This window comes from Borrelia crocidurae (assembly GCF_000825665.2).
GTDB classification, from domain to species: domain Bacteria; phylum Spirochaetota; class Spirochaetia; order Borreliales; family Borreliaceae; genus Borrelia; species Borrelia duttonii.
On record NZ_LN609267.1, the window covers coordinates 595,251 to 607,472 of the forward strand.

9 protein-coding genes and 1 pseudogene (1 of these 10 cut by a window edge) are annotated in these 12,222 nt (G+C 27.9%); 9 read left to right on the plus strand and 1 reads right to left on the minus strand.

All coding sequences use genetic code 11. The features are described from left to right. From BN1173_RS04620 to recG, 9 genes and pseudogenes are all read left to right on the plus strand, one after another. Positions 1–304 (plus strand): annotated as a pseudogene (locus tag BN1173_RS04620) (glycosyltransferase family 2 protein); the annotation flags it as partial. 61 nt (positions 305–365) lie between these two features. Next, positions 366–1,184 (plus strand): ATP-binding cassette domain-containing protein, encoded by an 819-nt coding sequence (locus BN1173_RS02940; RefSeq protein ID WP_040236484.1) that lies wholly within the window; start codon positions 366–368, stop codon positions 1,182–1,184. 76 nt (positions 1,185–1,260) lie between these two features. Beyond that, positions 1,261–2,064, plus strand: coding sequence for an ABC transporter permease (locus BN1173_RS02945; protein ID WP_246040040.1), 804 nt, complete (start codon positions 1,261–1,263; stop codon positions 2,062–2,064). Positions 2,065–2,404: 340 nt separating this feature from the next. After that, positions 2,405–4,015, plus strand: coding sequence for a glutamine hydrolyzing CTP synthase (pyrG, locus tag BN1173_RS02950; protein WP_139418560.1), 1,611 nt, complete (start codon positions 2,405–2,407; stop codon positions 4,013–4,015). 80 nt (positions 4,016–4,095) lie between these two features. Next, complete coding sequence (locus tag BN1173_RS02955) at positions 4,096–4,683, plus strand: hypothetical protein (RefSeq protein WP_040236488.1); 588 nt, start codon at positions 4,096–4,098, stop codon at positions 4,681–4,683. Positions 4,684–4,791: 108 nt separating this feature from the next. Then, entirely contained in the window at positions 4,792–5,967 is a 1,176-nt protein-coding gene (locus BN1173_RS02960; protein WP_040236490.1) for a methyl-accepting chemotaxis protein, read from the plus strand. A 123-nt stretch (positions 5,968–6,090) separates the two neighbouring features. Further along, a complete protein-coding gene (dnaE, locus tag BN1173_RS02965; RefSeq protein ID WP_040236491.1) occupies positions 6,091–9,525 on the plus strand; it encodes a DNA polymerase III subunit alpha in 3,435 nt (1,144 codons plus the stop codon). A gap of 11 nt (positions 9,526–9,536) precedes the next feature. Further along, entirely contained in the window at positions 9,537–10,109 is a 573-nt protein-coding gene (locus BN1173_RS02970; protein WP_040236492.1) for a YggT family protein, read from the plus strand. Positions 10,110–10,118: 9 nt separating this feature from the next. Continuing rightward, on the plus strand, positions 10,119–12,182 hold the full coding sequence (gene recG, locus BN1173_RS02975) for an ATP-dependent DNA helicase RecG (protein WP_014696412.1): 2,064 nt from the start codon (positions 10,119–10,121) through the stop codon (positions 12,180–12,182). Between the two features lie 9 nt (positions 12,183–12,191). Here recG and BN1173_RS02980 read toward each other — a convergent pair whose 3' ends face one another. Continuing rightward, on the minus strand, positions 12,192–12,222 hold the 3' end of the coding sequence (locus BN1173_RS02980) for a M15 family metallopeptidase (protein ID WP_052456024.1). 773 nt of this gene lie beyond the right edge of the window; the window shows 31 of its 804 coding nt (coding positions 774–804); its start codon lies beyond the right edge, outside the window — the gene reads right to left on this strand; it ends in the stop codon at positions 12,192–12,194.

Here is a 12,222-nt window from a genome sequence, read left to right on the forward strand (position 1 = left end):
TAAAAGTACAACCAATTAGATACTTGCAACTTTATTAGCTTAAAATTCTTTTAAGCAAGTTTATGTTATAAATTGGCATATTAAGGATAAACTTGTATATAAAGCTCATAAAGCAAAACTCATTTTTGTTCTTAATGAAGTTAAAAATTCAAAAGAATTTCAAAATTATTATGGAAGTCTTAAAAATTCCAGATTTAGTGAGTTACAAACTTTGCCAAAAATGATGTTAAAAATTTGGAATCTGAGTTCTGTATTGTATGTTAATTTTTCCATATTTATGTATAAGGCTTTCTTGAAAAATTAGTATTTTAATTCTTGTATTTATTTTGATACTATTTTATAATGGGGCTGAAGGAGAATTTTGGTTGAAAATAGAATTGCTAGATATTTCATTTTCGTATTATAAAACTAATGTTTATTTTAATGTAAATTTATCTGTTGAAAGGCCTCAAAATTATTTGGTTCTTGGTAAAAATGGAGTAGGAAAAACCACTTTGCTTAGGCTTATTAGTGGACTTTTAAATCCATCTGAAGGAGAGATATTATTTAATTCTTTAAAGACTTTTCCAAGAAATCCTTTAAATCTAGTAAATTTATTTTTTGTTCCGGAAGAGTTTTCTTTGCCTGATATTTCTTTAAATGATTATTATAAATCTTTGTGTAAATTTTATCCAAATTTTAAGGAAGAAGATTTTAAGGAATATTTATTAAGATTTGAATTAGATATTAATCTTAAGTTATCATCTGCGTCATACGGACAGAAGAAAAAAAGTATTATTGCTTTCTCTATTGCTACAGGCGTTCCTGTTTTGATATTTGATGAGCCTACAAATGGGCTTGATATTGCGTCAAAAAATGTTTTTAGAGATATTTTGAGTAATTTAAGAAATACGATGGTTTTTATTACAGGACATAATGTTAGAGATTTATCAGATATTGTAGAGCATTTGATCATTATTGGTAATAATAATGTTCTCTTTTCAGATTCAGTGTCTCATATTAAAAATAATTATAAAGTTAAGATTGTAGATAAATTAGATGGAGAAGAACTTTATTATGAAAAAGTAAAAGATGGATTTAAATCACTTTATTATGAAAGTGGTACTTTTGATAATAATAATTTTGATATTGAATTTTTCTTTTTATATGTTGTTAATGATGGTTTAAGGGATTTTTCAAAATGATTAGTTTACATAAATTGTTTTTATTATTTAATCATACGATTTTGTTTATCATAAGAAATTTTATTTTTACTTTGTTATGTCAATTTTTTTGATTTTTCCTTTAATTCATGTTTTATTCAAAAGTTATTTGGATTTTAATTTAGTTGAACTTTTGGTTGTTGATGATTCGTTAACCAATACAGTATTTTTTTTGATTTTATTTTGTATGATGTATTTCGTTTCAATATATAATATGTTTAGTTATTTTAAGTCGATTCATGATCCACTTAAAAATGTGTTTTATTTGTCTTTACCTGTTTCTACTTTAGAGAAATATTTGTTTGTTTTGTCTAAATTTTTATTTCTATTTCCTTTGTTTGTAGTCATTTGTTGTTATATGGGTGTAAATATAACTGTGTTATTAGATAAAAAGCTTTTTTTGGGCAATCAAATAAAGACTCTGTCTTTTAATGTGTTTTTTATGTTTGTTGGCAATACTTATCTTATTTATTTTGTTGGATTTTCTATGTTATTGTTATTTAGAATTGTATTTAAGAGATTTTCTTTTTTTAAATCAGTTGTTATTATAAGTTTATGTTATGCAGCATTGATTGTCTTATTTGATTTTATGATGTTTTTTGTTAATAACTACTTATTTGAACTTAAAAATAATTTTGATAAGTGGGGAGAGTATTATTTTATTAAGTATATTAGTATGTCTTTTGCATTATGTAGTTGTTTTTATTCATATTTTCTGCTTAGAAATGTGGGCAATTTAAGTACTAAAAAAATTAATTCTAATATTTTAGTGGGTTTGATGTCTTTTTTCGTTATATTTGTCTTTTGCTTTGTGACATTTTTACTTCTTTATGTAATTTATGCGCATATACTTCATGCTTAAATGGGTCATTTTGCTTTGTGACATTTTTACTTCTTTATGTAATTTATGCGCATATACTTCATGCTTAACAATGGGTCATGATTGATTTTTGAATTAAATAAATGTTAATTTCTATAATTAATATTTTTGTTTAAAATTTTAACTTAAAGGTAATCTTTTGTCTGTATATAAATATTACATAAAACATTTATTTTGTATAGAGATGAGTAAAATATTATTTTTAATTTGTATCAGTCTTTTTATAGTAGTGAATTGTCTCAAGAATTTATGACATTTTAAAATGTAGTTAAAGGCTTTGTGGGCCTTTGTATTGCGTATTGAGTTTATTTGGAGGGTGTTAATCATGGATAATCTAAAGATTTTAGTAATAACAGGTGGTGTAATTTCTGGAATAGGTAAAGGGGTTACTTCTGCAAGTATTGCAAGATTGTTTAAGGATAATTTGAAAATAACACCAATTAAATGTGATGGTTATTTAAATACTGATCCTGGGACTATTAATCCTGTTGAACATGGAGAAGTTTTTGTTCTTGATGATGGTGGAGAAGTTGATATGGATTTTGGTCATTATGAGAGATTTTTAAACCAAAATTCTAAATCTACTTGGAATATTACAATGGGAAAAATATATAAAAGTATTCTTGAAAATGAGAGGCGTGGAAAGTATTTAGGTAGAACTGTACAGCTTATTCCTCATGTTACTAATGAAATTAAAGAGACAATTTTAAATATTGCTAGAGAAGAGCATAGTGAACTTTTAGTTATTGAAATTGGTGGTACTGTGGGGGATATGGAGAATATCTTGTTTATTGAGACAATGAGACAGATAAGGTATGACATTGGAATTGATAATATTGCTTTTGTTCATTTAACTTATATTCCAAATCCTGCTGGGATAAATGAACAAAAATCTAAACCTACTCAACAGAGTGTTAAGACCTTAAATAAAGCTGGAATTTTTCCTGATTTAATTATTGCAAGAAGTTCTCAACTCTTAACAAGGCAAATAAGAGATAAGATAGCAATGTTTTGTAATGTTGATGCCTCTTGCATTGTTGATAATATTGATGTTGCAACTATTTATGAAATACCTATATCTTTTTATAAACAAGGATTGCATAAAATTTTAGGTTCAAAACTGAAAATTAATGTTACACCTAAGGTGGATGGTCTTGAAAAGTTAGTAAATGTAATAAAGAAAAATCTTCTCTCGCCCCAAAAGGTTGTAAATATTGCTATTTGTGGTAAATATACTGAACTTGGTGATTCTTATGCATCAATATTTGAGTCTTTAACTCATGTTTCTGCCAATTTGGATATCTTAGTTAAGACAACTGTCATTGACGGTATTAATTTTGATGAGAAAATGATGGAAGGTGTAGATGGCATAGTTGTGCCTGGCGGATTTGGAAGCCGAGGGTATGAAGGTAAGATTCGTGCAATTAAATATGCTCGTGAGAATAATATTCCTTTTCTTGGTATTTGTCTTGGAATGCAACTTGCAGTTATTGAGTTTGCGCGTAATGTTTGTGGGATATTTGATGCTGATACTGAGGAAGTTTTATCTGAAGATAATGCTATGTTGAATTCTATAAATCCTGTTATTCATTTGTTATCTGAACAAAAAGAACTTGAGAATAAGGGTGCTACAATGCGACTTGGAGGATATCCCGTTTTACTTAAAAAAGATACTCTTGCTTTTAAACTTTATGGAAATGATATGATTATTGAGAGATTTAGGCATAGATATGAAGTTAATAATGATTATCTTGATTTATTTGGCAAGTATGGTCTTGTCGTTTCTGGGTTTTCTGAAGATTTTCAAATAGTAAAAATAATAGAGATACCTAAAAATAAATTTTTTGTGGCTTGTCAGTTTCATCCTGAGCTTATTACTAGATTGGAAAGTCCGTCTAAACTTTTTGTAGGATTAGTAAAAGCATGTCTTTAATTTTGAAAATTTGATTTTATTTTATAAATTCAACATGTTTTGTAGGTGATTTTTTATGATATTTGGTTAGGAGGTATAAGATGAATGAAAGTGATGTTAAGAGAGCAATCTCTATGAAGAGATTGGTTAAATATTTTTTTGATGAACTTAAGTATAGAATGAAAATACCTTGTTTGAGACATAATAATCAATATATGAGTAAAAAATATATATTGCTTAATCTTTTAAGGAAAATAGCAAGCCTTCCGTTTTACGATCAATATGAGATTGAAGAACAATTTTTTCTTGATATTTTAGGAAAAGGTGTGTTAGCAGATGCGGTACTTATTAAAAGATTGGATTATGAAAAATGTGTTATTATTGGTATTATTGAGGCAAAAGCAGATCATGTTGATCTTGAGTATGAACTTAGTAGATTTTTGATTCAAGGTGATAAGGTTAATGTTCTTTTTTGGCAACCTAAAAGGATGCTCTTAAAACAAAATGAAGAATTAATGATATTAGATGCAGATGACATTTTTAAATTAGATAACGATTTTTATTTGCCATCAGTGAAAGAGAGACTTGAAGATTTTATTAATGTTTTTGTGAAATTTTTTTCTTATGAGGATATATTATTTGAATATAATAAAATAACAGGTAAGTATTCTTTCATTAGGAGTAAGTAAAATAATAATTTATAGATATTTATCCTTTATTTATGATATTATAAATAATTGTTAGATTAAATTTGTTTTATATTGTTAGAAAATTCTTTTTTATGGTAAAATTTTTTCATGTATAAATTTCCATTTTTTTGTAAAAAAAAATCTGCTACGTCTGATATTAAAGATAATGCTTTCAATGATGTTGACAATATTGATGATATTAGTACATGTGAGAATGAAAGTTCTTTAAAAGAAATTGTGAGGGGTTTTTATCACACTAAGTCTTCTATTAGTAATGTATTAGTTAATATTGAATTTTTATATAAAAATTTATTTTCTGGTTTTGTAAATGTTGAGAAGGTTTGCGTATCACTTATCAGTAAGGTAAATGATGGTCGAATTAAAGTAAATGCTATTTTTGAAGATATTGAAAAAAATAATAAAGAAAAATTGCAAAAAGTTACTGATATTATTATGGATGTTCAAAAAAGTTTAGAAACTATTAATAGTTTTTTAGGTGCAACTAATATGATTTCTCTTAATGCTAAACTTGAAGCTGCAAGAGCAAAAGAGTATGGAAAAGGATTTTCTGTTGTTGCTGATGAGATTAAAAGACTATCAGATCAGGCAAAGGGCGTTATGAACATGATTTCCGTTAAGGAAATTGAGCAGGTGTCTACAGATTTGATTTCTGAGAATATTAAGGAATTGCAATTAGGTATTGATAATATTTTTTTAAATATGATAGAAGAGCTTACTTCGCTTGAAGAATCATTTAAATATTGTATTGGTCAACAAGGTGAATTTTCAACTTTAATTAATGAGCTTGAAAATATTGAAGCTAGTGTTTCTTATTTGTCAAGAAATTGTGATTCTTTATCTGTTTCTAAAGCTTTTGTGTATTCTAATGATGATTTTTTAAAGGAATTGGAATTTATTATTTCAGAACATATGTCTTGGATGAGTGTTGTAAAAGCAATTGTTGATAATCAAAAAAGTATGGCAATTCAAAGTGATCCTGTGAAACATGGTTTTGGGTTATTTTATCAAGGTTTTGCTCCAAAAGAGCTTGAAGTTAGAGAAGTTTGGGAGAATATTTATTCTGATTATTTAAATATTCATAAGCTTGTTGTTGAGATAATCAAAATTTTTTCACAAGGTAATTTTAACAATGCTGATTTGAAGAATGCAAGGGATTTTTTCATGCGGGCTGAAAATTTATCGAATGAAATAATTAGTAGACTTGAATCTGTTAAAAACATGGTAGTTGAATGTGAAAATCAGAGCATTAATGTTTTTTGCTAATTTAAAGTTATTGTTTGTGTTATTCTAGTTTATAAGTAGTTTAAAGATTTTTCATTTAATTATTTTACTTTAGTTTAAGGTGTTTGCTATTAAAAGGTCGAGTTTTATTTTGGTAAGATAAGTATGAATTTAAAAGCTAAGTTTGTTCATTTGCATGTGCATTCAGATTTTTCACTCTTAGATGGAGCTGCTAAGATTGTAGATATTGTGTCAAAGGCTAAAGAGTACAATATGTCTCATATTGCGTTGACTGATCATGGCAATCTTTTTGGTGCTATTAAGTTTTATAGAGAGGCAAAAAAAGCAGGTATTAAGCCCATAGTTGGCATTGAAGCCTATATGTCAAATACTTTAAAACATATAAAGAAGAATGATGAATTTGGAAAACCGTATTATCATTTAATTCTTCTTGCAAAGAATGAGCAAGGATATAAGAATTTATTAAAACTTACAAGTGTTTCTTATCTTGAGGGATTTTATTATAGGCCTAGGATGGATAGAGATGATCTTGCAAAGTATTCAGAAGGGCTTATTTGTATGTCTGCATGTATTGGAGGCATTATTCCTCAGTTGATTCTTTCAAATAGATTTGATGATGCAAAGAATGAGATTCTTTGGTTTAAAAATACTTTTGGAGATGATTTTTATCTTGAATTGCAACGTCATGGAATTAAACAACAAGATATAGTTAATGAAAAATTAATAGCTTATTCTAAAGAACTTGATGTTCAGTTGAGTGTGTCTAATGATTCTCATTATGTCAATAAAGAGGATGCTACGGCTCAAGATATTATTGTTTGTATTGGTACTGGTGCTAAGAGAAGCGATTCTGGCAGATTTAAAATGGAAACGGATGAATTTTATCTTAAGTCTCCAGAAGAGATGTGTGAGCTTTTTAAAGATTTACCAGAAGCTTTGGCAAATACGCTAAAGATTGCTGAAAAATGTAATGATTTTGAAATTAAATTTCCAGGTCCTATTTTTCCTGAATATCATATACCCGAGGAATTTGATACTCAGGGTCAATATTTAGAACATTTAACACTTGAAGGTTTAAAATTTAGATATGCAAACATAACCGATAATATTAAGGAGCGTGCTTTTTATGAGCTTTCCACAATTATTAATATGGGATTTGAGGCATATTTTTTAATTGTGTGGGATTTTATTAAGTTTGCTCATGATAATGATATTCCTGTTGGTCCTGGTCGTGGTTCTGGAGCGGGTTCTATTGTTGCATATGCTTTACGTATTACTGATGTTGATCCTTTAAAATATAATTTGCTCTTTGAGAGATTTTTAAATCCTGAACGTGTTTCTATGCCTGATTTTGATATTGATTTTTGCTTTGAAGGTAGAGATGAGGTTATAAAGTATGTTACAAAAAAGTATGGAGAAGATAAGGTTGCACAGATAATTACTTTTGGAACTCTAAAACCCAAGGCTGTATTTAAGGATGTGGGTAGGGTTTTAGATATTCCTTTTGTTCAATCTAATGAGATTACTAAACTTATTCCCGATGGTCCAAAAGTTTCCTTGAGAGAAGTTTTGAAAGATAAGGCATTGAAAGAATATTTAAATAAGGGGCCTGTTTATAATGAGTTAATGGAAGCAGCTCTTGTTCTTGAAGGCATGAATAGACATGCATCAACACATGCAGCAGGTATTGTGATTGCTAGAACTTCTTTAACAGATTATGTTCCTCTTTATAAGGATTATAAGCAAGATACAGTTTCTACACAGTATACTATGGATTTATTAGAGGATTGTGGTCTTGTAAAAATGGATTTTCTTGGACTTAAGACATTAACTTTAATAAAAAATGCAGAGAAACTTATTAAAATTACTGATCCTGATTTTAGTATTGCTACTATTTCTGATAGTGATGCTAAGACGTTTAAAATGCTTTCTGAAGGGCGTAGTACTTCTGTTTTTCAGTTTGAATCTGAAGGTATGCAACAAATTTTGAAAGATTCAAAACCCGATAATATTGAAGATTTAATTGCTTTAAATGCACTTTATCGTCCAGGCCCTATGCAATTTATACCACAATTTGTTGCTGCTAAGACGGGGGCTAAGCGCATTAAATATCCTCATCCAGATTTAACAGAAGTTTTAAAACCAACTTATGGTGTTATTGTTTATCAAGAACAAGTTATGGAAGTTGCAAAAATTATTGGTGGATTTTCTCTTGGAAAAGCAGATATTTTAAGACGGGCAATGGGCAAAAAGAAAGAAGATGAGATGAATAGGATGAAAGTTGACTTTATAAAAGGTGCTCTTGAGAAAGGTTATGATGAAACTCTTGCAAGTGATATATTTGAACTTTTGAAGCCTTTTGCTGGTTATGGTTTTAATAAATCACATGCAGCTGCTTATTCTTTAATAGCTTATCAAACAGCATATCTTAAAGCTAATTATCCTGCAAGTTTTATGGCTGCTAACTTGACAAATGAAATTAATAATACTGAAAAGTTGTCTTACTATATTGAAGAAACAAAATCGATGGGAATTAATGTTTTAAGACCTGATATAAATCAATCTTTTAAAGATTTTCGTGTCATTGGTTCTGATATTTCTTATGGTCTTAATGGAATTAAAAATATTGGTGAACTAATGGTTGATCTTATACTGAATGAGAGGCAAGAGAATGGAGAATATAAATCTTTTGAAGATTTTATTAAAAGGGTAGATGAAAAAGTTATAAATAAAAAATTTCTTGAGGCTTCAATAAAGTCTGGTCTTTTTGATAGTCTTGGACAAAATAGAAGAACACTTATTGAAAATCTTGATAAATTAATAGCTTTTGTATTAGAAAATAAGAATGCAAAAAAACAGGGACAAAATAGTTTATTTGCTTCTCAAAATATTCTGGAAGAGACTTTTAATTACAATTTATTTGAGGAATATTCTTATCTTGAGCTTTTAGGATTTGAAAAGGAGCTTTTAGGGTTTTATGTGTCTGGACATCCTCTTGATCCTTATAAATCAGAATTGGAATTTTTTACAAACTTTAATGTTGTAAAAGATCTTGCATCTAGGAGAAATACTATTGTTAAATTTGCAGGTAGCTTAAACTTCATAAGAGTTGTTCATCTGAAGAAAAATAATGCTAGGATGGCTTTTGGAATTGTTGAAAATTTTGAAGGTTCAATCGAAATTGTGGTTTTTCCTGAGAGTTATGATCGATATAAACATTTGTTAATTGAAGATGATGTAATTGGTGTTATAGGGAAGCTTACATTTAGTAGAGATAAATTTTCCATAATAGTTGAAAAAATTCTAACTATAAAAGAAATTTCGATTAATAAAATTAATAATCTTCATATTAAATTTACTAATAAGGGATTAAATGATTCTAATCTTCTGATTTCTTTAAAAAATAAAATCTTCGATCTTGAGGATGATACGGGATTTTCATATGTTTATCTTTATTTAAAAAATAATGGTAGAGACTTAAAACTTAAAATGGATTTAATTCTAAATTTTAAACCTGATGAGTTTAAAATTAATGAATTAAGAGACCATAAAATAGTGGAGGATATTTGGTTTGATTAGGAGGATTAGTTGTGATAACAGAGACTTTAATTGTATTTTTGAACATTTATAGAATTTTAATTTTAATTAGAATTCTTCTTAGTTGGTTGGTATCCTCAGGAATTAGTTCTAATGCATTTTTCAAATTTATATATAATGTAACAGAGCCATTTTTATCTGTTTTTAGAAGCATTAGGTTTTTTAGATTTGGTATTTATGATTTCTCACCAATTGCGGCTTTAATTACTATTACGATAACCGAGAGAATGTTATCTTATGGCAATTATAAGCTTTCTACGTTTATAGTATTATTTATTATGGAAGCTTGGGGAATACTTAGAAGTATTTTTTTTGCTCTTATTTTTTTCTTTGTTTTAAGAGTGATATTTCTGTTTTTACATTTATTTGATGGTACTGATTTTATGAAAAGTGTTGATTCTTTGTTAGTGCCGTTATCTTTTAAGATAAAAAATATAGTTACAGATAAGCATATGTCTTATGCCGTTAGTTTAATTGTAGCAGCATCATTATTGTTAGCATTTATAATTATTTTTGAGCAAGCTATAATGGCTATTAATATTTTAAGCTTTTATTTGCCTTTTTAGGGATTTTTTGTGTTTTTGCATGAATTTCAGTATGGCTTACAAGGCATTAATGGTCTTGGCAGTAGGGGAATTGATAGATTAAATAATATTAGAATTACAAATGTTAAAGAGCTAATAGAATATTATCCAAAAAAATATGAAGATCGTAAAAATATGGCAGCATTTCCAGATCCATTACAAGTTAGAATTTGTGAACTTATGACGATTTTTACTGTTATAGAACATAGAGATTTTGGAAATACTTTTAAGAGAAATTTAAAGATTATAGGTAGGAGTGAAAATAGTGAGTTATTTGAAATTCTTTTGTTTAATAGAAGTTTTTTAGAGCGAATTTTTAAGATAGGTCAAAAGTTTTATATTTATGCTAGGTTTAGTTATAACGATTATACTAAGATGTGGAGTTGTTCTAATTTTGATAGTGAGATATTTAGTTATAATCCTGTAAAATTTAAAAAAATTATGCCTGTTTATTCTCTTAGTGAGGGACTTAGTTCTAAAAAAATATCTTCTTATGTGAAAGGTGCTCTTGCGTATTTTGTAAAATTTGGACAATCAGATATTCCTAAATTTTTGATAAATAAATATTCATTATTGTCTTTGCATGAAGCTTTAAATGAGATTCATTTTCCAAGTTCTCTTGAAATGCTTAGGAGAGCAAAAAAAACTTTAGTTTATAGAGAGATTTTTTTACTTCAATTTTTTTCAAGGGGTAAGAGTTATAGGGTTTTCTTAAGAGCAGAAAAAAATTTATCTAATGATTTGTTAAAACAAATTATTTCAAAACTTTCATTTGAACTTACAAGGGATCAAAAAATTGCAATTACTGAAATAATTAATGATCTTAAAAATAACAAACCAATGAATAGACTTTTACAGGGTGATGTTGGAAGTGGTAAAACCCTTGTTGCTTTTCTCTCTAGTATTCCTTTAATTGAAGCTGGATATCAGGTTGCATTTATGGTGCCTACTGATCTATTAGCACGTCAACATTATAATAGTTTGACAAATATATTAAAAGATTTTGATATTTCTGTGGTTCTTTTGACTGGAAGTTTGAAAAAAAAAGATAGAGATGAAGTTTTAGAAAAGATTCAAAGTGGAATTTGTAGTTTGGTAATTGGGACTCATGCTATTTTTTCTCAAGGGACAAAGTTTAAAAATTTGGCTTATGTCATTATTGATGAACAGCATAAGTTTGGAGTTGAACAAAGAGAAGAGCTTAGAAATAAAGGTGAAGAAGTTGATGTTCTTTTAATGTCAGCAACGCCTATTCCTAGAAGCTTAGCTTTAACCCTTTTTGGAGATCTTGAAGTGTCTTTAATTAAAAGGGGTCCTGAGGGTAGACTACCTGTTACTACATATTTGGCAAAACATGGCAATGAGGAAAAGGTATATGAATTTTTAAAAAATGAACTTGGAAAAGGACATCAGGTTTATTTTGTATATCCTTTAATATCATCTTCAGAAAAGTTTAATCTAAAGGATGCTACTAGTATGTGTTTAAATCTTCAAAATATTTTTGTTGAATATTCTGTTGCTATGATTCATTCTAAGCTTGAATCTTATGTGAAGGAAGAAATTATGCATAATTTTTATTTAAAGAAAATTGATATCTTGGTTGCAACGAGTGTTATTGAAGTTGGTATTGATTGTCCCAATGCAACTTGTATGGTGGTAGAACATGCAGAACGTTTTGGACTCTCTACATTACATCAAATTAGAGGACGTGTTGGTAGGAGTAATTTAAAGTCTTTTTTCTTTTTGCTTTATAAGGAACCTTTAACGGAAGCAGGTAAATTTAGACTTAAAACTATAAAGGAAAATACAGATGGATTTAAAATAGCAGAGGAGGATCTTAAATTAAGAGGGCCTGGAAATTTATTTGGTCTTGAACAGAGTGGCTATTTCAATCTTAGGATATCTGATTTTGTTGAGCATAAAGAAATTATAGGTTTAATGAGAGCAGAACTTGATATATTTTGTTCAAATAGAGATTTTTATGATAAATCAGATGTTAAGTTGCTAGATAACCTTTTAGTATCATATTTAAGTTCAGTTTCTAAGGGTAGTTAATATTAATTTTTATTCGCTTTTAAATGAAACCGGTAGAGAT